Below are 23550 nucleotides of genomic sequence, written 5' to 3'. Positions count from 1 at the left end.
CTCGGGAGCGAGCCCTTCGGGAGCGCCCATGCGCATCGTCGTCGACACCAACGCCTTCGTCGCCGCCGGCTTCCATCCGGGGAGCGCCTCGGCGCGCATCCTGGCCGCGGCGCGCGACGGCGTACTCCGGTTCGTCTGGGACGACGACACGCGGGCGGAGACGCGGCGCGTCCTGACGCGCATCCCGCGCCTGCGCTGGGAAACCGTGGCGCCGCTGTTTCGCGCGGAGGGCCGCTTCGACGGCGGCACCGAGCCGTCCGCCTTCGGCATGGTCGAGGATCCCGCCGACCGCAAGTTCGCGGCGCTGGCGACCGCGGCCGGGGCGGTGCTCGTCACGAGCGACGACCACCTCCTCGCCCACGCGGGCACCCTGCCCTGCCCTGTGGAGACGCCGGGGGCCTTCGTGCGACGCCTCGAGGGCCGCGCCGGCCGGTGCTAGCGGATCCCGAGCCGCGCGCGGGCGTCCGGCTCGCCGAGGTCCCAGTAGAGCCCCGCCATCAGCGCCAGCCCCTCGCGGGCGATCGAGACCGGCAGATGCTCGTTCGGCGCGTGCTGAGAGCAGCCCGGGTAGGAATGCGGCACCCACACGGTCGGCATGCCCAGCAGATCGGCGAAGACGTCGTTGGGCAGCGAGCCGCCGAGGTTGGGCAGGATCGCGGGCGGTGCGCCCGTCGTGCGTGCGAGGCTGTCCGCGCAGAACGCCACCGCCGGGTGGTCCGGGTCGGTGCGGGTCGCCGGGAAGACCTCCTCGCGGGCGCGCGAGACCGCCACGCGCGAGAAGCCGTTCGCGTCGAGATGGCGGCGCAGCGCCGGGACGACGGCGTCGGGATCGACGCCGACGGGAAAGCGCAGCTGGCCCCGCGCCCAGGCGCGGCCGGGGATGGCGTTCACCGGCGCCTCCGGCACGCCGGCATGCAGCGCGAGGATCTCGAAGGAGGACCAGGCGAACACGCGCTCGGCCGGGGTCAGCCCCGGCTCGCCCCACCAGGGATCGAGCACGGGCCCGCCCGGCTGCTGCGCCGGCACGATGTCGGCGAGGGCGCGGCGCACCGCCTCCGGCACGGCGCCCGGCGTCCATTCCGGGATCCGGATCGCCCCCGTCGGACCGGTGATCGAGGCGAGCGCGTGGGCGAGCTCGATGGCGGGATTGGCGAGAAGGCCGCCGAAGTTCCCCGAGTGATGCGCCCCCTCCCGCGCCTCCACCACGAAGTCGATCGGGTAGCCGCCGCGCGCGCCCAGGAACAGCGTCGGGCGCTCCTTGGACAGCCGCGGCCCGTCGGAGGCGACGAGCAGATCGGCGGCGAGCGCGTCAGCGTGATCGCGCGCGACCTCGCGCAGCCCCGGCGAGCCGATCTCCTCGCCCATCTCGATGAGGAAGGTCGCGTTGAAGCCGAGCCGGCCGCGGGTCTCCAGCACGGCGGCGAGCGCCGCCATGTCGATCGCATGCTGCCCCTTGTTGTCCGCCGTCCCGCGGCCCCAGTAGGCGCCGTCCCGCTCGGTCAGCGTCCAGGGCGACAGGCCCTCGCGCCACTGCGCGTCCTGCCCGCGCACGACATCCCCGTGCCCGTAGCCGAGCACGGTCGGCAGGTCCGAGCCCTCCCGGCGGCGCGCGATCAGGAAGGGCGCGGGTCCGGCGGGATGGCGCACGATCGCGACCTCGAACCCCATCGCCGCGAAGGCGGGGCCGAGCGCCTCGGCGAGGTACGCCTCGAGCGCCGCGCCGCGCGCGGGGTTCTGGCTCTCGGTCGGCATCGCCACGAGCCGGGCCAGGGTCGCGGCGAAGGCGCCGCCGTCGAGATGGGCGACGGCGCGGGCGATGGCGTCGGGGCGGCCGGCGGTGGGCGTGCGGTCGGAGGTCATCCCGCCACGTTACTCCGCCGTGCCGGCGAAGGGGAGCGGGGCGGGATCGCGATTGCAGGCGATGCGGATGGGCGAAAGACCCGCTCCCGTATTGCAAAGCTCGTGCCCAACGCCGGATTCCGGGTCGCCCGCACCTCGGGAGCGGTGCGTTTTCGGGCCGTGATCGCCGGGATCGAGCGGCTTCGCCGATCCTGAAGCGGCGCAGCGGTCGAGAGCCGCGCGCGGCGCGAGCCGGCGCTCCCTATGCGTGCGTGTGCACCCTCCCGTGTCCCCACGGCCATAGCCGCGCCCCGGTCGCTCCCCTAAAAGGCGGGTCCAACGCGAAAGATCCCCCATGACGCCCGCGACCGACGCGCTTTCCGCCGCGCCGCCCTCGGGCCAGGGGGCCTGGCGGCGCGAGATTGTCGCGACGCTCGGGCTCTCCTGGCCGCTGATCCTCACCAACGTCGCGCAGACGTCGCTGCAGGCGACGGACGTGCTGATGCTTTCCTGGCTGTCGCCCGAGGCGCTCGCCGCCGGCGCGCTCGGCTCGAACCTGATGTTCGTCTGCTTCATCGCGGGCGTCGGCCTGTTCAGCGCCGTCTCCGCGATGATCGCCGCCGAGCGCGGCCGCAAGCGCCACGCGGTGCGCGAAGTGCGCCGGACCGTGCGCCAGGGCTTCTGGGCGAGCGCGCTCCTCGTCGTCCCCGCCTGGCTGATGCTGTGGAATGCCCGCACCGTGCTCGGCTGGCTCGGGCAGGACCCGGTGCTCGCCGAGATGGCGGCTGAATACGCGCGCGCCGTGATGTGGTGCCTGCTGCCGGCCTATCTCTATCTGACGCTTCGCAACTTCGTCGCCGCGCTCGAGCGTCCGCTGCTCGCCCTCGGGGTCGGCATCGCCGCCATCGGGGTCAACGCGGCGCTGAACTGGGCGCTGATCTTCGGCAATTGGGGCGCGCCGGCGCTCGGCCTGACCGGCGCCGGCTGGGCCACCACCATCACCAACGTGTTCCTGTTCGGCGCGCTGGCGCTCCTCGTCCTGGTCGATCGGCGGGCGCGGCGCTACCGCGTCTTCGGCCGCTTCTGGCGCGCCGACTGGCCGCGCTTCGTCCAGCTCTGGCGGCTCGGCCTGCCGATCGCGGCGATCGTGCTGTTCGAGGTGACGATCTTCTCCGCCGCCGTCTTCCTGATGGGGCTGATCTCCACGGAGGCGCTCGCCGCACACCAGATCGCGATCCAGATCGCCTCGCTCTCCTTCATGGTCCCGCTCGGCATCTCGATGGCGGTGACGGTGCGCGTCGGCCTCGCCTACGGCGCGGGCGACCACGCCGCCATCACGCGCGCCGGCTGGATCGCGTTCGCCATGGGCGTGGGCTTCATGGCGTGCATGGGCCTCGTGATGATCGGCGCGCCGCGCCTGCTCATCTCGGCCTTCCTCGACGTCGACGATCCCGCGAACGCCGTCGTGGTCTCGCTCGCCGTGTCGTATCTCGCGCTCGCCGCCCTCTTCCAGGTGGTCGACGGGGCGCAGGCGGTGACGGCGGGGATGCTGCGCGGCCTGCACGACACCCGTGTGCCGATGTTCCTGGCGCTCACCGGCTACTGGCTGTTCGGCATGCCGCTGGCCGTCGGGCTCGGCTTCTGGGCCGGTCTCGAAGGCGTCGGCATCTGGATCGGCCTCGCGGGAGGGCTCGCGCTCACCGCCGTGCTGCTGGTGTGGCGCTGGGTCGGGCGGGAACGGCTGGGCCTGCTGCCGGCGCCTCGTGCGTGACGCCGGGACGAGCGCGCGCTTGCCTCCGTCGGCGCGCGGCTCCCATAGTGCGAGAGTTACCCCGGAGACCCGCCCCGCCATGCCCGACGCCCCCGCCCCTCTCGACCTCTCGACCCTGCGCGGGGAGATCGATCGGCTCGATGCCGAGATGCACGCGCTCCTCATCCAGCGCGGGGCGATCATCGAGGAGCTGATCGCGGTCAAGAAGACGAGCGAGTCGGGCTCCGCCTTCCGGCCCGGGCGCGAGAGCGCGGTGATGAAGGCGATCGCCGAGCGCCACCGGGGCATCCTGCCGCTCGACACGGTCGAATCGATCTGGCGCGTGATCATCGGCACGTTCACGTTCGTCCAGGCGCCCTATTCCGTGCATGCGGACGTCTCCGGCGGGGACGCGCCGATGCGCGATTCGGCGCGCTTCCACTTCGGCTTCACCGTGCCCTACGTGCCCCACGAGGGCGCGCCGGCGGTGATCGCCGCGGTCGAGGGCTCGCGCGGGGACCTCGGGATCTTCCGCATCGACCAGGGCGCCTCCGCCGGGGCCTGGTGGCGACGGCTCGCGGCACCGCAGGCGCCCAAGATCATCGCGCGCCTGCCCTTCATCGAGCGCCCCGGCCACCCCGCGGGCACGCCGGTCTACGTCGTCTCGAAGCCGCTCGCCGATGCCGCCGTGCGCGAGGTCGTGCTCTACGCCGTGCGCGTCGAGCGCTGGCGCGACGCCGCCGCCGAGGGCATCGCCACGCTCGGCGGCGAGATCGTGTGCACGACCGGTCTCGCGGGCGAGCTCTCGACGCTCGTCGCGGTGCCGGGCCGGGTCGAGGCGTCGGACCTCGTCGCCGCACTGGAGGCGAGCCGCGCGCCGGTGTCCGAGATCGTCGAGGTCGGGAGCCACGCGGCGCGCCTGCACCTGGACGACGTCGCCGCCCGCGCCGCCGCCGCATCCCGGGCCGCGATATCTTAGCACGTGAAATCGTGGCCGCGATGCGCTAGGACGGGCCGCCCGGCGCCCGGCCGGGCGCCCGCACGCCGTCGCCGAGGCCAGACGAGGCCCCTCATGCCGTCCCCCATGACGTCTTCCATGCCCTCCGCCACCGACACCCTCGCGCCCGTGGAGCCCCCGCGGCCGCTCGGCCGCCCGGAGCCCCGGCCCGGCGTCCTGGCGATCGAGGCCTACGTGCCGGGCAAGAGCGCGGTGCCGCCCGGCGTGACGCCCTACAAGCTGTCCTCGAACGAGAACCCCTTCGGCGCCTCGCCGAAGGCGCTGGAGGCCGCGCAGGCCGCGCTGGGCAAGCTCGCGCTCTACCCGGACGGCGCGGCGACCGCCCTGCGGGCGGCGATCGCCCGCAAGTACGGGCTCGACGCCAAGCGCATCGTCGTCGGCAACGGCTCGGACGAGCTGCTCGAGATGCTGGCGCAGGCCTATATCGGGCCCGGCGACGAGGGCGTGTTCAGCGCCCACGGATTCCTGGTCTACCGCATCGCGATCCTGACCGCCGGCGGCACCCCGGTGGTCGCGCCCGAGCGCGCCTACACGACCGACGTCGACGCGATCCTGGAGCGGGTGACCCCGCGCACCAAGGTCGTGTTCCTCGCCAACCCCAACAACCCGACGGGCACCTACCTGCCCTTCGACGAGATCCGCCGCCTGCACGCGGCGCTGCCGCCCTCGGTGCTGCTCGTGCTCGACGCGGCTTATGCGGAGTACGTGCGCCGCAACGACTACGGCTCGGGCCTCGAGCTCGCGCTCACCGCCGAGAACGTGGTGATGACGCGCACCTTCTCGAAGGTCTACGGGCTCGCGGCGCTGCGCCTCGGCTGGATGGTCGGTCCCGCCCACGTGGTCGACGCGCTCGAGCGCATCCGCCCGCCCTTCAACGTCAATTCGGCCGCGCTCGCGGCGGGTGCGGCGGCGATCGAGGACGAGGCCTTCGTCGCCGCCTCCGTCGCCCACAACGAGGCCTGGGCCGAGATCCTGGTGCGCGAGATCGAGGCGCTCGGGCTCGCGGTCACGCCGAGCGTGGCGAACTTCCTGATGATCCACTTCCCCGAGACCCCCGGCCGCACGGCGACGGAGGCGGACGCCTTCCTCACCGCGCGCGGGCTCGTGCTGCGGCGCATCGAGAGCTACGGCCTGCCGAACGCCCTGCGCCTGTCGATCGGCACCGAGGCCGCGAACCGGCTCGTGATCGCCGCGCTGAGCGACTTCCTGGCGGGACGCGATCCGGAGGCACGCGATGCCTGAGCGGCTGGGCCCGCCCCGCGAGACTCCGCTGTTTCGCCGTCTCGCCCTCGTCGGGCTCGGGCTGATCGGCTCCTCGATCGCGCATGCGGCGCGACGCCAGAACCTCGCCGGCACGATCGTCGCCGCCGACGCGGACGCGGACGTGCGGGAGCGGGCGCAGGTGCTCGGCCTCGCGGACGCGGTCCATGCGGACGCCGCCGAGGCGGCGCGCGGGGCGGACTGCGTCGTCCTGTGCGTGCCGGTGGGCGCCTGCGGGGTCGTGGCGGCGGCCATCGCTCCCGTGCTCGAGCCTGGCTGCATCGTCTCGGACGTCGGCTCGGTGAAGGGCGCGGTCATGGCCGCGGTCGCCCCGCACCTGCCCCCCGGCGTGCACTTCGTGCCGGCGCATCCCGTCGCCGGCACCGAGCAATCCGGCCCCGAGGCGGGCTTCGCCACGCTCTTCGTCAACCGCTGGGCGATCCTCACGCCCGCCGAGGGCACCGATCCCGAGGCGATCGCGCGCACGCGCGCCTTCTGGGAGGGGATGGGCTCGGAGGTCGAGATCATGTCGGCGCCCCACCACGACCTCGTGCTCGCCATCACGAGCCACGTGCCGCATCTGATAGCCTACAACATCGTGGGCACCGCGGCCGACCTCGAGCAGGTCACGCGATCCGAGGTGATCAAGTTCTCCGCCGGCGGCTTTCGCGACTTCACCCGCATCGCCGCCTCGGACCCGACGATGTGGCGTGACGTCTTCCTCAACAACAAGGAGGCCGTCCTGGAGATGCTCGGCCGCTTCAACGAGGATCTCTCGGCGCTCGCCCGCGCCATCCGCTGGGACGACGGCGAGACGCTGCACGCCCTCTTCAGCCGCACCCGCACGATCCGCCGCGGCATCGTCTCGGAAGGCCAGGACGCGCCGGCGCCGGACTTCGGGCGGCCGCGGGAGTGACCCCCTCGCCCGGCAACGAGGCCCCAATGACCCGCCGCCCCGATCCCATCGCGCTCACCGTCCTCACCGGCTTCCTCGGCGCGGGCAAGACGACGCTGCTCAACCGGCTGCTGCAGGACCCGGACCTCGCGAACACGGTGGTGATCGTCAACGAGTTCGGCGAGGTCGGGCTCGATCATCTCTTCGTGGAGACCGTCGACGAGGGCATGGTGCTGCTCTCGGCGGGGTGCCTGTGCTGCACGATCCGCGGCGACCTCGTCGCCACGCTGGAGGACCTGCTGCGCAAGCGCGACAACGGCCGCATCCAGCCCTTCCGGCGCGTGATCATCGAGACGACCGGCCTCGCCGACCCGGCGCCGATCCTCCACGCGGTGCTCTACCACCCCTATCTCTCGCTGCGCTACGTGGTCGAGGGCGTCGTCACCGTGGTGGATGCGGTGAACGGCGCGGCGACGCTCGACGCGCACGAGGAGGCGGTGCGCCAGGCCGCGGTGGCGGACGAGATCGTGATCACCAAGGGCGACCTCGCCGACGAGGCGGCGAAGGCCGCGCTCCGGGCCCGCCTCGCGGCGCTCGCCCCGGGGGCGCGGCTGCACGAGGCCGTCGACGGGGCCATCCCCGCGCGGGAGATCGTCGGGCGCGGCCTGTTCGACCTCGCCGCGAAGCCGGGGAACGTGGTCGCCTGGCTCTCGGCGGAGGGCGTCGCCGAGGCCGAGGCGAAGGCGCACGCCGCCCAGCACGCCGGCGACCACCACCATCGTCACGGCCATGACCACGACGATGACCACGACCACGGTCACCAGGACCACCGTCACCACCACCGCCACGACCCGAACCGCCACGACGCCGCGATCCGTGCCTTCTGCCTGACGGCGGACGAGCCGGTGCCGCAGCGCGCGCTCGACCTCTTCCTCGACATGCTGCGGGCGACGCAGGGGCCGAAGCTCCTGCGCATGAAGGGCATCGTCGCGCTCGCCGAGAGCCCGGAGAAGCCCGTCGTGATCCACGGCGTCCAGCACGTGCTGCACGTGCCGGCGGTACTCGACGCCTGGCCGAGCGCGGACCGGCGTACGCGCATCGTGCTGATCGTCGAGGGCCTCGAGAAGAGCTGGGTGGAGAGCCTGTGGGCCGCCTTCCGGTCGCAGCCGGCGATCGACACGCCGGACCGGGCGGCGCTCGCCGAGAACCCTCTGGGCCTCCTGCCGGGCATGCGCCCGAAGCGGTGAGGGCCGGGTGGAGCGGGCTCCGCCCGCTGCGCTCAGTCCTCCCGCTCTCGGTCCTCCCGCTCTCGGTCCTCCCGCGCGAGGCTGTCCTTGAGCGCCGACACACGCGCGTTGAGGTCGCGCAGCGCCTCCGGCGAGAGCCCCGTCGCGGCCACGATCCGCGCCGGCACGTGCGCCGCACGGGCCTCCATCGCGCGACCCGCCTCCGTGAGCGAGACGATCACCTGACGCTCGTCCCGAGGGCTGCGGGTGCGGCGCACGAGACCCGCCGTCTCCATGCGCTTGAGCATCGGGGTGAGCGTGTTCGTGTCGAGCATCAGCCGGCGACCGATGGCACCGACGGGCTGCGCGTCCTCGTCCCACAGCGCCACGAGGACGACGTATTGCGGATAGGTGAGGCCGAGCGCGTCGAGCAGCGGCTGGTAGGCACGCGTCATCGCCCGCGAGGCCGCGTGCAGGCTCAGGCACAGCATGTGCTCGGTGCGCATCGTCACCCTCCTCGGCCCGACTTATATCGCGCACGATCTTGTCGCAAGGCCTTGCATCCCCTCGTGCGCTTCGATAAAGATCGTGCGCGATCGAATCGTAAGCGATGAGAAGGAGACGTCATGTCCATCGACACCAAGTACCGCATCTCCGCGACGGCGACGGGCGGCGGGCGCCAGGGCCACGTGCGCACCGAGGACGGCGCGATCGCCTTCGACCTAACGCCGCCCAAGGCGCTCGGCGGAACGGGCGAGGGCAAGAACCCCGAGCAGCTCTTCGCCGCCGGCTACGCCGCCTGCTATCTCGGCGCCATGCGCTTCGCGACGACGCAGGACAACAGCCTCGCCCGCGTTCCCGACGATGCGTCCGTCACCGCGACGGTGGGCATCGGGCCGCGCAGCGACAAGGGCTTCGGCCTGACGGTGGAGCTGGCGGTGAGCCTGCCGGGCGTCGAGCGCGCCGAGGCGGAGCGCGTCGCCGAGGCCGGCCACCGCATCTGCCCCTATTCGCACGCCACGCAGGGCAACATCGCGGTCACGACGACGATCGCGTGATCGCAGCCGGCCTCGCCTGTCGGTGTGGATGGGGGAAGAACGGGTCCGGGGGCCGAAGCCCCCGGTTCTGTTTCCACGCTTACCCTAGCGCATCGAAGTCACGCCGCGAGGCGCACCTCGGAAGTGGCAACGTTGTCGTTGGCACTTGTGGTTTTGCACTATCAAGGCCGTAGCTCAGCCTAATCGCAGCCTAGCCTTTACCGCGCCCAATCGATCCTGGTTCGCCCCCAGCGGCAACGCACGTCGGCGCTTCGCCGTCACGTGCGTTCCTGGTGGAGGCGTCGGGAGTCGCACCCGAGTCTTGAACGCCTATTCCGCTCTGCCTCTACGATCATAGCCGGGTTGCCCCGACAGACCCGAGATAAGCGTGCGAGAGCCGGCGCGCAAGACCCCCGCCGACGTGCGCGCCCGCCCCGGTGCAGGAACCATCCCCCGTGCCGATGCGTCGGGAGCCCGATGAGATCCGAACGCAGCGGGGCGCCGCCATGAGCCAGCTCGACCTGACCCTCGCCGTCGCGGCGGGCGTCGTCCTCCTCCTGGGCGTCGCCTCGCGGCTGCTGAAACGCAGCCCGTTCCAGGAATCGCTCGTCGCGGTGCTCGTCGGGCTCGCCGTCGGCCCGTTCGCGCTCGGCCTGATCGACGTCGCCGCCTGGGGCGAGGAGCCGCGGGTGCTCGAGCAGGCGGCGCGCTTCACGCTCGCGATCGGCCTGATGGGCGTCGCGCTGCGGCTCGACAAGGCCGGCCTGCGGCGGCTCGGGCGGCCGATCGGCTGGCTCCTGACCGCCGGCATGCTGGGCATGTGGCTCGCCTCCTCCGCCCTGGCCGCCTGGCTGCTCGGGCTCTCCGTCTGGACCGCGCTCCTCGTCGGCGCCGTGATCACCCCGACGGACCCGGTCGTCGCCTCGTCCATCGTCACCGGCGACTTCGCCAAGTCGCACCTCCCCGAGCGCGTCCGCGATACGGTCTCGGCGGAAAGCGGGGCGAACGACGGGCTCGCCTATCTCTTCGTGACGCTGCCGATCGTGGTGCTGTCGGCGGACGTCGCCGACCCGCTGCGCCGCTTCGTCGTCGAGCGGCTGCTCGTCGGGGTCGGGCTCGCCGTGATCGTCGGCGTCGGCGTCGGCTGGCTCGCCGCCTCGCTCCTCGCGCGGGCCAAGCGCCACGGGCTGATCGAGTCGCATTCGCTGCTGACCTACACGGTCGCGCTCTCGCTGCTCACGCTGGGGCTCGCCGCCCTCGCCCGGGCCGACGCCCTGATCAGCGTGTTCCTGGCGGGGCTGGTCTTCAACCTGCGCTCGGACATCACGCAGCAGCACCAGGAGGAGAACATCCAGGAGGCCGTGAACAAGCTGTTCACGCTGCCGATGTTCGTGATCCTCGGCGCGGCCCTGCCGCTCGACGCGTGGGCGGCCATCGGCTGGCCGCTCCTCGCCTTCGTCGTGGCGGTCCTGGCGCTGCGCCGGCCGCTCGTCCTCGCGGCGCTGGCGCCGGTGCTGAAGCGGCCGCTCGTTCCTCGCGACGTCGCCTTCCTGGGCTGGTTCGGCCCGATCGGCGTCGCCGCGATCTACTACGCCGCCTATTGCTGGCACCACCTCGACGACCCGACCGCCTGGCACGCCGCGAGCGCGGCGATCTTCGCCTCGATCATCGCCCACGGAGCGACGACGTCGGGGCTGACGCGGGCCTATGCGCGGCGGGAGGAGAGGTCGCCCGGAGCCGGCGGGCGGGGCTAGCGGGACGCCGTCCGCCTCGTTCGCGGGAAGCGCGGCGGAGGATGTCTCCGCCGCGATCCGCTCCCGCACGGCGATCGCCTCGGGCAGCCCTCGGCCAACGGCTCTACACTCGCCCTTAACCGCGGTCGGTCACCTACTCGGAACAGAAGTGGCTTCGCAGCGGCCGGACCCGCCGCGGCGCGAGAGTGGCAAATCCATGCGGCTGATCGTCGGCACAATCGTCGTCTTCGCCTGCGTCCTCGGCGGCTACGCGGCGATGGGAGGCAAGCTCTACGTCCTCTGGCAGCCGTTCGAGTTCGTCATCATCCTCGGTGCGGCGATCGGAGCCTTCATCATCGGCAACACCGGGCCGGTGCTCAAGGCCGTACCTGCCGTGTTCGGCACGCTGATGCGGGGGCCGAAGTACAAGCAGGCCGCCTACGTCGAGCTCCTGGCGATGCAGTTCGCCCTCTACAGGCTGGTGCAGCAGAAAGGTGTGCTCGCGATCGAGCAGCACATCGAGGATCCGGCGAACTCGACGCTGTTCAACGCCTTCCCGACGTTCGCATCGAACCATCACGCGGTCGAGTTCGTCTGCGACTACATGCGCATGGTGTCGCTGGGCGTCGACAACGTTCACGAGATCGACAATCTCATGGACGCGGAGCTGGAGACGCACCACCAGGAGCAGGAGCGCGTCGTCTCGGCCGTGCAGTCGGTCGCCGACGCGACGCCGGCGCTCGGGATCGTCGCCGCCGTGCTCGGCGTGATCAAGACGATGGGGTCGATCACCGAGCCGCCCGAGGTTCTGGGGCACCTGATCGGCGGTGCACTGGTCGGAACCTTCTTCGGCGTCTTCGTCGCCTACGGCTTCTTCGGGCCCATGGCGCAGTCCCTGCGGATCATCTTCGAGGCGGAGTCCAAGTACTACCTGTCGCTGAAGGCGGGCCTCCTGGCCCATATCGCCGGCCAGCCGCCGGTGATGGCGGTGGAATTCGCCCGCAAGGCCCTGATGAGCGAGGTTCGCCCGACCTTCAACGAAGTGGAAGCGGCGACGTCCAACCTGCCCGCCACGACCTGACCCGATCTCGACCAGGAAGCCGATGGCCAAGTCGAACCAGCCGATCATCGTCAAGAAGGTCAAGAAGGCCGCGCACGCACACCATGGCGGCGCCTGGAAGATCGCCTATGCGGACTTCGTCACCGCCATGATGGCGTTCTTCCTGCTGATGTGGCTCATCAACATGACGACGCAGGAGCAGAAGATCGGCCTGGCGGACTATTTCGCCCCGGAGGCTCTGAGCCCGAGCACCAGCGGCGCCGGCGGCGTCCTGAACGGCAATGCCTTGGACGACTCGGGCAACCAGTCGTCGGGCTCCGAGGCCGAGGCGATCCGGCGCGCCCTCTCGTCGCCCGGCGATGCGGCGACGGGCGACACCGGGCGGGAGGGCGGAGCGCAGGACCGCAGCAGCGACACCCGGTCCAGCCGCCCGACGGCCGACATGCAGGCCCTCCACAGCGCCGCGGCGAGCATCCGGCAGGCGCTGCAGGACATGCCGGAGATCGCCGAGCTCTCGCGCAACCTCGTGATCGAGCCGACGCCGGACGGTCTCGACATCTCGCTCGTCGACCAGGACGGGCGGGCGATGTTCCCCGAGGATTCGATCTACCCCTACGATCGCACCCGCCTCGTGCTCGAGGCGATCGCGCCGACGATCCGGCAGATGCCGAACCGCATCGCGGTGCGCGGCCACACGTCCGCGACGCGGCCGGGCGCGCAGACCACGATCGATCTCTGGAGCCTCACCGCAGGGCGGGCCCTCGCCGTGCGCGAGATCCTCTCCGGGGCGGGGCTGCCGAACCAGCGCTTCGAGTCGGTGACCGGCCGCGCCGACACCGAGCCCGCCTTCCCCGACAATCCCTACATCGCGCCGAACCGACGGGTGACGATCACGCTGCTCAGCGAGGAGCCGCCGCTGCCCCCGGGCTTCTCGCCCTGACGGCGAGGCGCGTCGGCGGGCAGCCGAGGGCTCGGACTCGTCCGAGCCTCTGTGGAAGTCCTGTTCTGTAGGGGTGATGGTGCCCAGGGGCGGAATCGAACCACCGACACTGCGATTTTCAGTCGCATGCTCTACCAACTGAGCTACCTGGGCGCTCCGGACGATGCCGTCCGTGTTGGTGGAGGGGATATAGCCAGAGGCGCCGCGGGGCGCAACCGGTTTTTCGGTGACGCGCCGAATTCTCGACCGGCCGGCGCCGGCCCCCTACTCGGCGTGCACCTGTGCCGTGATTCCCAGCCGCGCGAGCTCGCGCAGCGCCTCGCGGCGAGCCGCCTCCTTGTCGCCGCCGTCGGCGGGGACGATCGCGATCTCGAGCGACCCCGTCTGGCGCGCTTCCGCCGCGTTGGAGCGGAAGGACGCGATCCGGCCCTCGCGCACCATGCCGTTCAGCACCCGGTTGACGTCGCCCCAGGATCTCACCGCAGCCTCCTCGTGTTCGTCCGCGGCGTCGCTCGCCGCGACCCGATAACGCACGGGAGAGGCGTCGCGTTTCAGCACGACGCCCGAGCACGCCCGCTCACGCGCCGATGCTCGCCCACGCCGCCACCATGGCGACGAAGAGCGCGAGCGAGACGACCTCCATCGCGGTCTCGGCGGTGGCGCGCAGAGGCAGGCGGGCACGGCGGGTGAGAATCACGAGACGGGACATGACGGCCTCCCAGGGTGGGGCACGGCGGTGTTCTCCGCCGCGCTTCGACCGTTCCATTCTGTTCCATCTTCGTTCGGAACAAAAGTTCTCTCTTCGTACGCTCTGCTGTCAAGGTTAACGGACAGACCGGAACGCTCTGTTCCGTCAAGCCTCGAACACCATGCGGAATCTGTGAATTACGCCCCGGCGGGCGGCAGCGCGAGCTCGACGACACGCCCGTCGCGGATGGAGACGCAGCGGTCCATCCGCCGGGCGAGCTCGTGATTGTGCGTGGCGATCACGGCGGCGAGGCCCGAGGCGCGAACGAGCGAGACGAGCGTCTGGAAGACGTGGGCGGAGGTCTGCGGATCGAGGTTGCCGGTCGGCTCGTCGGCGAGGAGCACGCGCGGGGCGTTGGCGACCGCACGCGCGAGCGCGACGCGCTGCTGCTCGCCACCCGACAGCTCCGCCGGGCGGTGCGAAAGCCGGTCGGCGAGGCCGAGGAAGGCGAGGAGCTCGCGCGCGCGCTCCCGCGCCTCGGCCTTGCGCAGGCCGCGGATGATCTGCGGCATGACGACGTTCTCGAGCGCGGAGAACTCGGGCAGCAGGTGGTGGAACTGGTAGACGAAGCCGATCTCCTCGCGCCGCAGCCGGGTGCGGCCGGCATCGTCCATGTGCGCCGTCGGCTCGCCGCCGACGTAGACCTCGCCGTCGTCGGGGCGCTCGAGCAGGCCCGCGACGTGGAGCAGCGTCGACTTGCCGGTGCCCGACGGCGCCACGAGCGCGACGATTTCGCCCGGCCAGACGGCGAAGTCGACGCTCTTGAGGATCTCGAGCCGCCCCTCGCGCTGGGGATACCAGCGCGCCACCCGGCTCAGGAAGAGCGCAGGCACCTCGCCCTCGCTCGCGGTCCCGGTCTCGGCCTTCGTCTCGGCGTCCATGCGGCTCATCCGTAGCGCAGGGCTTCGACGGGATCGAGGCGCGCCGCCCGCCAGGAGGGATAGAGGGTCGCGAGCAGCGACAGCGCCATCGCCATCGCGAGCACCGCCCCGACCTCGGCCCAGTCGATCTCGGCGGGGATCTCCGACAGGAAGCGCACCGTCGGGTCCCAGAGCGTCTGGTTGGTGATGCGGGCGATCACGTCCTGGATCGCCTGGATGTTGAGCGTGAACACGACGCCGAGCGCGAGGCCGGCGATGGTGCCGACGATGCCGATGGAGGCGCCGGTGATCAGGAACACCCGCATGACCGAGCCGCGCGTCGCCCCCATCGTGCGCAGGATGGCGATGTCGGCGGACTTGTCCTTCACGAGCATGATCAGCCCGGACACGATGTTGAGCGCCGCCACGAGCACGATCAGCGTGAGGATGATGAACATGACGTTGCGCTCGACCTGCAGCGCCGAGAAGAAGCTCGAATTGCGCTGCGTCCAGTCGGAGAGGAAGATCGGCCGCTCGACCGCCCCCTCGATCGCCGCCCGCGCCGCGCCGACCGCCTCCGCGTCGTCCAGGAAGACCTCCACCACGGTGACGTCCCCGGCGCGGTTGAAGTAGGCCTGCGCCTCCTCGAGCGGCATGTAGACGAAGGCCGAATCGAACTCGGTCATGCCGATCTCGTAGATCGCCGCGATCGGATAGGCCTTGATCCGCGGCGCGGTGCCGAAGGGCGTCGTCGCGCCGCGCGGCGAGATCAGCGTGATCGTGTCGCCCGGCAAGAGGCCGAGCGAGCTCGCCAGCCGCGCGCCGACGGCGACGCCCTCGCCTTCGGCGAAGGTCTCGAGCGAGCCGCCGACGATGTTGCCGGCGATCTGGTCGAGCCCGGCGAGGTCCTGCGGGCGCACGCCGCGCACGAGCACGCCGCCGCCCTGCACGGAGGAGGAGGCGAAGGCCTGGCCCTCCACCGTGGGCACCGCGCGCACCACGCCCGGCAGGGCCTCGACGGTCCGGGCGACCTCGGCGAAATCCGTCAGCGGCCGGTCGATCGGGGCGATGAAGACGTGGCCGTTCATGCCGACGATCTTGGAGAGCAGCTCGTTGCGAAAGCCGTTCATCACCGACAGCACGATGATCAGCGTCGCGACGCCGAGCATGATGCCGATGAAGGAGAACCCCGCGATCACCGAGACGAAGCCCTCGCGCCGCCGGGTGCGCAGGTAGCGCCCGGCGAGCATCCACTCGAAGCCCGAGAAGGGTCGCGTCCCACCCGCGTCGGCCATCGCCCGCTCCGCCCTCAACGTCCCGTCAGCCGCGGGACGACGTCGGCGATGGCGAGGAGCTCGCGCTCGCCCGTGCGCCGGCGCTTGAGCTCGATCTTGCCCTCGGCGAGGCTCTTGGGACCGACGATCACCTGCCAGGGCAGGCCGATCAGGTCGGCCGTCGCGAACTTCGCGCCGGGACGATCGTCCCGGTCGTCGTAGAGCACGGAGAGGCCCGCCGCCTGGAGGTCGCGGTAGAGGCCCTCGCAGGCCGCGTCCACCGCGGAGTCGCCGGCCTTCAGGCTGAGCAGCGCCACGTCGAAGGGGGCGATCGCGTCCGGCCAGACGATGCCCGCCTCGTCGTGGCCCGCCTCGATGGCGGCGGCCGCGACGCGGGACGGCCCGACGCCGTAGGAGCCCATGTGCACCGGGTGCTCGCGCCCGTCCGGCCCGGTGACGACGGCGCGCATCGGCTCGGAATACTTCGTGCCGAAATAGAAGATGTGCCCGACCTCGATGCCGCGCGCCGCCACGCGCCTGTCGGCGGGCACCTGCGCCCAGGCGGCCTCGTCGTGCTTCTCGTCGGTGGAGGCGTAGAGCGAGGTCCAGCGGTCGACGATCGCCTGGAGACCGGCGACGTCCTCGAAGTCGGTGTCCGCCGGCGGCGTGTCGAAGCCGAGGTAGTCCGTGTGGCAGAACACCTCGCTCTCGCCGGTCTCGGCGAGGATGATGAACTCGTGGGAGAGGTTGCCGCCGATCGGGCCCGTGTCGGCCTGCATCGGGATCGACTTCAGCCCCAGGCGCGCGAAGGTGCGCAGGTAGGCCACGAACATCCGGTTGTAGGCGTGGCGCGCCGACGCCTCGTCGAGGTCGAACGAGTAGGCGTCCTTCATCAGGAACTCGCGCGAGCGCATCGTGCCGAAGCGCGGGCGGATCTCGTCGCGGAACTTCCACTGGATGTGGTAGAGGTTGAGCGGCAGGTCCTTGTAGGAGCGCACGTAGGAACGGAAGATGTCGGTGACCATCTCCTCGTTCGTCGGCCCGTAGAGCATGTCGCGCTCGTGCCGGTCCCTGATCCGCAGCATCTCGGCGCCGTAGGCGTCGTAGCGCCCGCTCTCGCGCCACAGGTCGGCGGACTGGATCGTCGGCATCAGGATCTCGATCGCGCCCGCCCGGTCCTGCTCCTCGCGCACGATGCCGCTGATCCGGTCGAGCACGCGCTTGCCGATCGGCAGCCAGGAGAAGATGCCGGCGGATTGCTGGCGCACCAGGCCGGCGCGCAGCATCAGGCGGTGTGAGACGATCTCCGCCTCGCGCGGGGTCTCCTTGAGGGTGGGCAGGAAATAGCGGGAAAGACGCATGTCGTCCTCGGGCGTGGGCGCGGCGCGCAGCGGGCGGGCTCGCCGCACCGTCGCGCGTGTCGCACACAATACGGATGCGCGCCCGATGACAAGGCCACCCGATGCTTTTCGTCGTCGGTGCCACATCGGTGGCGGTTCCATGGCCGCTGCCGCGAGAATGCCCATATGCGAAAAGCGACGGCACACGATGCACAAGGACGTGACAAAGACGTAACGACGCGCTAAGAAGCCCCCACCAAGACACGCTGTCTCGACGTGTTCGAGGGGTGCGGCCCAAGTCTGGGAGGAAACGAGGCACAAGCCCGCGGGCGTCAACCGCTACCGGGCGTCGGTTCGTGAGAGACCGGCCAAAATCTCGAAAACGAGAGAACCTCCCCGAGCAAGGCGCGAGCCTTGCTTTTTTCTTTTTGGGCGACCACGCCCGTCCGGATCCTCCCGCGCTCGTCTCGCTGCCGACGTCCGCGTCGAGGCGCGCCGCACGGAAGCGACGCGCCGCGACGCGGGATCACACTGCCTCGACGAGAACCCTGCTTCGCGGCGGCACCGCGGGGGCGAGGGGCGCCGCCAGCTCCCGGGGCGCATGCACGATCCCGTGCACGAGGCTGCGGGCCTGGGCGGCGGCGTGGCGGGCGTTGATCTCGAGGGCGCTCGTGAAGAAGTGCACTCCAGCCGTCAGCTCGCCGAGGGCGGAGATCGCGAGGCCCTCCGTTCCGTCCGCCTCGATCAGCCGCCCGCTCTCCGGCACGACGTCGAGACCGCCGTGACGGTGGGGACGTGCGAGGCCGCGCGCGAGGATGTTGCCGACGAGCCGCGAGTCGAGGCGGCGCGGATCGCGCGGCGAGCCGTAGGCGCAGACCACCGCGTCGAAGGCCTCCGCCGCGCCGTCGCGCCCGATTCGCAGCGAGAAGCCGCCCCCCTCCCCCGGCGCGACCACGCTCTCGCCGGAACGGAACGCGAGCCGCCCGGCCCAGCCCGCCGCGAGCAGCCGCCGCGCGTTCTCGACCGGGATCGAGACGCGGTAGGCCATCCAGGCGGCCTGGAAGCGTGCGAGGAAGAGCGAGCGCTCCTCCTCGGGCAGCGCCCGCCAGAGCATGTCGACGAGCCCGTTCGTCGCATATAGCACCGCCTGCCAGGGCCGCGGGTGGGCCGCGGCGGCGATCTCCGCCTCGAGGAAGGCGAGCGGGTCCGGCGGCGGCTCGGGCGGGAAGCTCGCGCCCTCGACGCGCCGGCCGCCGCCGGCCAGCTCGATCTCGTCCTCGACCCAGCGCACGAGCTCGGCCAGGCGCACGCGCCCGTGGCGGGCGAGATGGGCCGCGATCGTCTCCTGCGTGAGGATGCGCGGCTTGTAGCGCCCCTGCGTCCCGCGCACCGCCGGCAGGTACCCCGACCGCGAGATCATTGTCAGCGGCCCGTCGTGGCCGGTCGACAGGAGGCCGAGCGCCACATCGATCGCCGAGAGGCGCGCCCCGACGATGGCCACCGAGGCATCGCGCGGGATGCGATGCGCGAGGCGCCGGATCGGGTAGGGATTGGCGAAGAAGCCCGGCAGGCGCTCGACCGCGTCCTCCTCGCGGGCCTGGAGGTTGCCGCAGGAGAGCACGACCCGATCCGCCCGGATGGCGAGCGCAGTGTCGGTGTGCACCACGACGCGCCCCTCGGGCGTCGGCTCGAGATCTGTCGCCTCGGCGGTGACCGGCACGAGGGTGCCGCCGATGCGCATCAGCTCGCCGGCGAGCTCGCCCATCATGCACTCGAGGTAGAGCCCGAAGAGCGGGCGCGGAACGAAGGTCTGGGCGTCGACGACGAGGCCCGGGAACTCGTGCCGCCAGGCTGCCTCGTTCTCCTGCAGCCAGGAGAAGAAGTGCCCCGGGCGCTTGGGGAAGGGCGTGATGAAGCCCGCCCGCGTGTTGAGGAGGTTCGTCGCGAGGTCGTCCTCGTAGGCGAGGCCGCGCCCGCGCAGGCGTCGCGTCTCGATCAAGTAGACGACCAGGCGGGGGCAGTCCGGCTCCGCCCGCGCCTCGTCGACGAGGGAGTCGAGCAAGGACAAGGCCGTCGCCCCGGCGCCGATTACGGCGATCACGCATTCCTTCATGTAACCCTCCGTGTTTGCCGAATTATTGAAACCCAATGCTGTACATAAAATAACTGCAGATTAATTTATTCGATCCATAAGCGGCAGTCACTCGGCTTGCGAAAATGGTTCTGCTGCACGTAAACGAAAGAATCGGCCGCCGTTTCCGACCGCTTCTTTCGCCTCTACGTTGCTCGATTGCAGGTGGATCAATGGAACAGGGCCGGATCCATCGTCTTCAGCTCTTGCCCGATGACGATGCCCGCCTCGATCTGCTCGACGATGTCGCGGCGCACGTCGATGCCGGGCGCGACCTCCGTCAGCCGGAGGCAGCCATGGACCAGCTCGAACACCGCCCGCTCCGTGACGAACGTGACCTGTCGTCCGTCGCTCTCCGCCAGCGGGCCGTTGAAGCTGATCGTGTCGAGCCGCCGCAGCAGCTTGCGCGTGCGTCCCTCGCGGCGGATCGCCAGACGCCCGGCGCCGGCCTCCACCTCGAGCCCCTCGGCGGTGAGCGATCCGCAGAAGACGACGCGCTTGGCCGCGCCGGAGATGTTGGCGAAGCCGCCGATGCCGGGCATGCGGCCCTGGAAGCGGCTGACGTTGACGTTGCCCCGGCTGTCGGCCTCGGCGAAGCCGAGGAAGGCGATGTCGAGGCCGCCGCCGTCGTAGAGATCGAAGAGCGCGGCCTGGTCGATCTTGGCCTGCGGGTTCGCGGCGGCTCCGAAGGAGAGGCCGGAGGCCGGCACGCCGCCGAACTGGCCCGATTCGATGGTCAGCGTGAAGTCCCGCAGGCCCGCCTCGGCCGCCGCGCGCCCGATCTCGGCGGGGATGCCGATCCCCAGGTTGACGATCGCGCCGGGGTGGTGCGCGAGTTCGCGCGCGGCGCGCCGGGCGATGATCCGGCGCACGAGCGGCGAGAGCACCGCCTCGCCTTCGGGCGCGGCCTCCTCGCCGCCGACATAGGCGGGGTTGAAGGCCTCGGCCCAGGTCTGCATGTGGTCCTCGGGGTCGGCCACGACGATGTAGTCGACCAGGCAGCCCGGCACCGAGACCGCGTGCGGATCGAGGCGCGCGTCCGTCACATCCGCCACCTGGGCGATGACGATGCCGCCGGAATTGTGCGCGGCCTGGGCCTGGGACAGCGCGTCCTGGAAGGACACTTCCCGGTCCATGCAGATGTTGCCGTTGCGGTCCGCCCGCGTGCCTCGGATGATGGCGACGTCCGCCCTGAGCGCGGGGTAGAGCAGGTAGGATCGCCCCTGCATGCGCGTCTTGCGCACGAGGCCCCGGGCCGCGCGGGCGTTCATGCGCCCGCCTTCCTGGTCCGGATCGACGAACGTCTCGAGGCCCACCCGCGAGGCGATGCCGGGGAGCCTCGCCGCCATGGCGCGAAAGAGGTGGCTCACCACGCCCTGCGGCCAGTTGTGCGCCTCCAGCGCCTCGGCCTCGGCGAGCCGGCCGAGCTTCGGGGCGAAGCCCCAGAAGCCGCCGATGGCGCGGGAGACGAGGCCCTCCTGGGCCAGGTGGTTGAGCCCGCGCTCGCCCCGGTCGCCCGGCCCCGCCGCGAACAGCAGGGTGAGGTTCCGGGGCCGGCCCTCGGCGCGAAAGCGCGCGCCGAGGGCCTTGAGGACGGCTTCCGGGTTGCCGCAGCACCCGAAGCCCCCGGGGATGACCGTCGCCCCGTCGGGAACGAGGCCGGCCGCTTGCGTCGCGGTCACGATGCGCATGGTCCCGCTCCCTTTCTCCGGCGTGGCCGGTCAGTGCGCCGCGACGAGCGCGTTGGTGTCGACGGCGGGGGCCTGGTGGGTCGCCGCATGCTTGGCGAGCATCACCGGCTGCTCCCAGATGACGAGGAAGGTGCAGCCCTTTTCCGACCCGAGGGCGTGGCTGGAGCCGGGCGGGCAGATCTCGAGGGTGCCCGCGGGATGGCGCCCGGCGTCGTTGATGAGCTCGCCCTCGATCACGAAGATCAGCTCGTAGCCGGGGTGGATGTGGCGCTGGACCTGCGCGCCGGGCCGGTAGCGGACGATCGCCGCCGCGGGGCCGACCGGACCCGTGTCCGTCGTGTCGTAGAGGCGGTGGATCTCGACGCCCTCGCGGCCGGGCTGGTCGTAGGTCTCGAAGACCAGGTGATCGAGGCCGCCGGAGAGGATCTCGGAGATGATCTGGGGACCGCGCATGGGAGTGTTCCTTCGGTTCTCGGGACGCGCTCTGGCGCCGCCGCGGGGTGGATCGAACGATGAGGGATCGAGGAGGGTGTCCGGCGGTGCCCGAAGCGGGCCGGGCACCGGTGTCTCGGGCCGCGAGCCGAGGCTCGGGGCGAGGCGCCTCAGGCGACGGGGCGGGCGGCGGCCTCGGGCTCGGCCGCCGGGTCCACCACCTTCGGCGCGGTCGCGGCGGTCGCCTTCGGCATCGGCCTGTTGGCGAGCCACACGCCGAGCGAGGCGAGGCCGAAGCCGACCATGGCCAGAGGGGTGGGGATCTCGCCGAGCATGGCGGAGGCCATGATCTGGGTGACCGGCGGGATGAGGAAGAACAGGCTCGCGACCTTGGTCGCCTCGCCGCGGCGGATCATGAGGTAGAGCAGCATCAGCGCGCCGATGGAGTTCATCACCGCGAGCCAGACGACCGAGGCGATGAAGGCCGGTGTCCAGTCGATGACCATGCTCTCCGTGGTCCAGGCCGCGATCAGCATCACCACGGCGCCGATCGTCATCTGCACGAAGCCGGTGGTGCGCAGGTCGAACCCGCCGCAGAACTTCTTCTGGTAGAGCGTGCCGGCCGTAATGCCGAACAGCGCCGCGAGCGTGTAGGCGTAGCCGCCGAGCGCGGCCATGCCGACGCCGACCTTCTCGGCGAGGACGAACACGACCCCGAGGAGCCCGAGCGCGAGCCCGATCCATTGACGCCAGCCGACCCGCTCGCCGAGCAGGGGACCCGCAAGGAGGCCGACGACGACGGGCATCAGGCCGACGATCAGCGCCGACTGGCCGGCCGGCACGCCGGCCTTCATCCCGGCGTAGAGCCCGCCGAACTGCAGGGCCTGCATGAAGAAGCCGACGACGGCCATGTGGCCGAGCTGGCCGAGGCCGGACGGCATCGGCGTGCGGGTGGCCAGCGCGAAGGCCAGCATGATCAGGCCCGCCAGCGCGAAGCGCAGGAAGGTCATGGTGAAGGGCTCGGCGTAGAGGATGCCGATGGCGCCGCCGATGTAGCCCGAGCTCCACAGTACGATGAAGATCATCGGCAAGGAGGAGGCCTGGATCGAGGCGATGCGCGGGGTGGATTGCGTATTCACGGCTCGTCTCCCGTTTTCGGATGCGTGGAGCCTGCGCTCGCCGGAGCGAAAGCGAAAACGACTTCTCCCTATTCCGCACATGCATCGCGCTTATCGATCCGCCCGCGCCGCCCTACGCGCTTTCCCGCATTGCGGACGGCCGCCTGTTAGCCATGTATCGAGCGTGGCGGTAAAATCTTCCGTTGGTCGCTTCGTAGGCGGAGACTATGCGTCGGGTGAACATCGACACGCAGCTCCTGCGCAGCTTCGTCGCCGTCGTCGAGACGGGGGGCTTCGCCCGCGCCGCCGACACGCTGGCGATCACCCAGCCGGCGATGAGCCAGCAGATGAAGCGGCTCGAGGAGATGCTCGGGCGGCCGCTCTTCCGGCGCGAGGGGCGCAGCCTCGTCCTCACCGCGCAGGGCGAGCTGCTGCTCGGCTATGCGCGGCGCATGCTCGAGCTCAACGACGACCTCTATCGCCGCTTCGTCGAGGAGGAGCCGCGCGAGATCGTCAACCTCGGCATGCCCGAGCACTTCTCCGAGGCACTGCTGCCGCTCGTCATCGCAGCGGTGCACGAGCGCTACCCGAACGTCCAGCTCGTGGTGAAGGTGGGGCGCAGCCAGCCGCTGGCCGAGCAGGTCGACGACGGGCGCCTGCATCTCGCGCTCCTCGTCGGCGAGCCGCTCGAGGGCCCGGGGACGACGCGCCTGCAGGTCGCCCCGCTCGCCTGGTTCGGCGCGGAGGCCGGCGAGGCGGGAGCCGTGGGTGCGGACGTCGAGCGGGACCTGCCGCTCGTCCTCTTCCGCGCGCCCTGCGGCATTCGCCAGCTCGCGGTCGCGGCGCTCGAGCGCGAGGCCGTGCCGTGGCGCTGCGTGCACGAGAGCGAGGACCTCTCGGCGCTGCGCGCGGCGGTGCGCGTCAATCTGGGGCTCACCGTCCTGCCGAACTTCCAGGCCTATGCGGGCATCCGGCCGCTCGACGGCGTCGCCGGCCTGCCGCCGCTTCCCGACATCCCCGTGTCCCTGCGCCGCCGGCCGAGCTGGCGGCCGCGCTCGGCCCAGGGGCTCGACGCGCTCGTCGTCGAGCTGTGGGAATCCTTCCGCTCGGGGCCGGCCCTGCCGCAGCCGGCGCAGGCCCTGGCACCGGCGCCGGTGGAGATCGCCGCGCCGCCGCTCGGCCCCGCGCACTGAGCCTT

At 71.6% G+C, this 23550-nt stretch carries 22 protein-coding genes, 1 tRNA gene and 1 other RNA gene; 11 read left to right on the top strand and 13 right to left on the bottom strand.

Going from position 1 to position 23550, the window contains the following annotated elements; translation table 11 throughout:
* Positions 1 to 28 precede the first annotated feature (28 nt).
* On the top strand, positions 29 to 439 hold the full coding sequence (locus tag G407_RS0121970; RefSeq protein WP_029032539.1) for a PIN domain-containing protein: 411 nt from the start codon (positions 29 to 31) through the stop codon (positions 437 to 439).
* Here the strand turns inward: G407_RS0121970 and G407_RS0121965 are convergent.
* Complete coding sequence (locus G407_RS0121965; RefSeq protein ID WP_052341739.1) at positions 436 to 1860, bottom strand: M20 family metallopeptidase; 1425 nt, start codon at positions 1858 to 1860, stop codon at positions 436 to 438. The two genes, G407_RS0121970 and G407_RS0121965, sit on opposite strands and share 4 nt — an antisense overlap.
* Positions 1861 to 2194: 334 nt before the next feature.
* On the opposite strand from G407_RS0121965, the gene G407_RS0121960 reads away from it, so the two are divergent.
* The 5 genes from G407_RS0121960 (at position 2195) to G407_RS0121940 (ending at position 8009) form a co-directional block, all read left to right on the top strand.
* Positions 2195 to 3610: an MATE family efflux transporter gene (locus tag G407_RS0121960; RefSeq protein ID WP_029032537.1), complete on the top strand. Its 1416-nt coding sequence runs from the start codon at positions 2195 to 2197 to the stop codon at positions 3608 to 3610.
* 79 nt (positions 3611 to 3689) lie between these two features.
* On the top strand, positions 3690 to 4568 hold the full coding sequence (locus G407_RS0121955) for a chorismate mutase (RefSeq protein ID WP_029032536.1): 879 nt from the start codon (positions 3690 to 3692) through the stop codon (positions 4566 to 4568).
* Positions 4569 to 4685: 117 nt separating this feature from the next.
* Entirely contained in the window at positions 4686 to 5849 is a 1164-nt protein-coding gene (hisC, locus tag G407_RS0121950; protein ID WP_052341738.1) for a histidinol-phosphate transaminase, read from the top strand.
* Positions 5842 to 6783 carry a prephenate/arogenate dehydrogenase family protein gene (locus tag G407_RS0121945; protein ID WP_052341737.1) on the top strand — a complete coding sequence of 314 codons (942 nt, stop codon included), beginning with the start codon at positions 5842 to 5844 and terminating at the stop codon, positions 6781 to 6783. The genes hisC and G407_RS0121945 overlap by 8 nt, the downstream gene beginning before the upstream one ends.
* A 26-nt stretch (positions 6784 to 6809) precedes the next feature.
* Positions 6810 to 8009, top strand: a complete 1200-nt coding sequence (locus G407_RS0121940) for a CobW family GTP-binding protein (RefSeq protein ID WP_029032533.1) — start codon at positions 6810 to 6812, stop codon at positions 8007 to 8009.
* 32 nt (positions 8010 to 8041) lie between these two features.
* Here the strand turns inward: G407_RS0121940 and G407_RS29350 are convergent, their stop codons facing one another.
* Positions 8042 to 8494 carry a MarR family winged helix-turn-helix transcriptional regulator gene (locus tag G407_RS29350; RefSeq protein ID WP_052341736.1) on the bottom strand — a complete coding sequence of 151 codons (453 nt, stop codon included), beginning with the start codon at positions 8492 to 8494 and terminating at the stop codon, positions 8042 to 8044.
* Positions 8495 to 8614: 120 nt separating this feature from the next.
* Between G407_RS29350 and G407_RS0121930 the strand changes: the two genes are divergently transcribed.
* The gene (locus G407_RS0121930) at positions 8615 to 9046 is read left to right on the top strand and encodes an organic hydroperoxide resistance protein (protein WP_029032532.1); all 432 of its coding nucleotides are present in this window, start codon (positions 8615 to 8617) and stop codon (positions 9044 to 9046) included.
* Between the two features lie 56 nt (positions 9047 to 9102).
* On the opposite strand, the gene ssrA is transcribed toward G407_RS0121930, so the two are convergent.
* Positions 9103 to 9437: a transfer-messenger RNA gene (gene ssrA / locus G407_RS31415) on the bottom strand.
* 94 nt (positions 9438 to 9531) lie between these two features.
* On the opposite strand from ssrA, the gene G407_RS0121925 reads away from it, so the two are divergent.
* The 3 genes from G407_RS0121925 to G407_RS0121915 all read left to right on the top strand — a co-directional run bounded on the left by G407_RS0121925 (position 9532) and on the right by G407_RS0121915 (position 12758).
* Entirely contained in the window at positions 9532 to 10779 is a 1248-nt protein-coding gene (locus G407_RS0121925; protein WP_029032531.1) for a cation:proton antiporter, read from the top strand.
* Between the two features lie 196 nt (positions 10780 to 10975).
* On the top strand, positions 10976 to 11839 hold the full coding sequence (gene motA / locus G407_RS0121920) for a flagellar motor stator protein MotA (RefSeq protein ID WP_029032530.1): 864 nt from the start codon (positions 10976 to 10978) through the stop codon (positions 11837 to 11839).
* Positions 11840 to 11861: 22 nt separating this feature from the next.
* Positions 11862 to 12758: a flagellar motor protein MotB gene (locus tag G407_RS0121915; protein WP_029032529.1), complete on the top strand. Its 897-nt coding sequence runs from the start codon at positions 11862 to 11864 to the stop codon at positions 12756 to 12758.
* A gap of 77 nt (positions 12759 to 12835) precedes the next feature.
* Here G407_RS0121915 and G407_RS0121910 read toward each other — a convergent pair.
* From G407_RS0121910 to G407_RS29340, 10 genes are all read right to left on the bottom strand, one after another.
* Positions 12836 to 12911, bottom strand: a tRNA-Phe gene (locus G407_RS0121910).
* Positions 12912 to 13022: 111 nt separating this feature from the next.
* On the bottom strand, positions 13023 to 13238 hold the full coding sequence (locus tag G407_RS0121905; RefSeq protein ID WP_156917677.1) for a hypothetical protein: 216 nt from the start codon (positions 13236 to 13238) through the stop codon (positions 13023 to 13025).
* 97 nt (positions 13239 to 13335) lie between these two features.
* Positions 13336 to 13467, bottom strand: a complete 132-nt coding sequence (locus G407_RS32775) for a hypothetical protein (RefSeq protein WP_280742944.1) — start codon at positions 13465 to 13467, stop codon at positions 13336 to 13338.
* Between the two features lie 176 nt (positions 13468 to 13643).
* Complete coding sequence (locus G407_RS0121895) at positions 13644 to 14387, bottom strand: ABC transporter ATP-binding protein (protein WP_052341734.1); 744 nt, start codon at positions 14385 to 14387, stop codon at positions 13644 to 13646.
* A gap of 5 nt (positions 14388 to 14392) precedes the next feature.
* Positions 14393 to 15661, bottom strand: coding sequence for a lipoprotein-releasing ABC transporter permease subunit (locus G407_RS0121890; RefSeq protein ID WP_029032526.1), 1269 nt, complete (start codon positions 15659 to 15661; stop codon positions 14393 to 14395).
* 14 nt (positions 15662 to 15675) lie between these two features.
* Complete coding sequence (gene proS / locus G407_RS0121885; RefSeq protein WP_029032525.1) at positions 15676 to 17001, bottom strand: proline--tRNA ligase; 1326 nt, start codon at positions 16999 to 17001, stop codon at positions 15676 to 15678.
* Between the two features lie 505 nt (positions 17002 to 17506).
* Positions 17507 to 19093 (bottom strand): FAD/NAD(P)-binding protein, encoded by a 1587-nt coding sequence (locus tag G407_RS0121880; RefSeq protein WP_029032524.1) that lies wholly within the window; start codon positions 19091 to 19093, stop codon positions 17507 to 17509.
* Between the two features lie 188 nt (positions 19094 to 19281).
* Positions 19282 to 20802: an acyl CoA:acetate/3-ketoacid CoA transferase gene (locus G407_RS0121875; protein WP_029032523.1), complete on the bottom strand. Its 1521-nt coding sequence runs from the start codon at positions 20800 to 20802 to the stop codon at positions 19282 to 19284.
* Positions 20803 to 20832: 30 nt separating this feature from the next.
* Entirely contained in the window at positions 20833 to 21255 is a 423-nt protein-coding gene (locus G407_RS29345) for a cupin domain-containing protein (protein ID WP_052341733.1), read from the bottom strand.
* Positions 21256 to 21404: 149 nt separating this feature from the next.
* On the bottom strand, positions 21405 to 22373 hold the full coding sequence (locus G407_RS29340; RefSeq protein ID WP_210163150.1) for a DMT family transporter: 969 nt from the start codon (positions 22371 to 22373) through the stop codon (positions 21405 to 21407).
* 215 nt (positions 22374 to 22588) lie between these two features.
* Here G407_RS29340 and G407_RS29335 point away from each other — a divergent pair, with 215 nt between their 5' ends.
* Positions 22589 to 23545, top strand: a complete 957-nt coding sequence (locus G407_RS29335) for a LysR family transcriptional regulator (RefSeq protein ID WP_052341732.1) — start codon at positions 22589 to 22591, stop codon at positions 23543 to 23545.
* Positions 23546 to 23550 lie beyond the last annotated feature (5 nt).

The sequence above is a fragment of the Salinarimonas rosea DSM 21201 genome (assembly GCF_000429045.1).
Taxonomy (GTDB): domain Bacteria; phylum Pseudomonadota; class Alphaproteobacteria; order Rhizobiales; family Beijerinckiaceae; genus Salinarimonas; species Salinarimonas rosea.
This window is presented reverse-complemented; position numbering and strand designations above follow the sequence as displayed.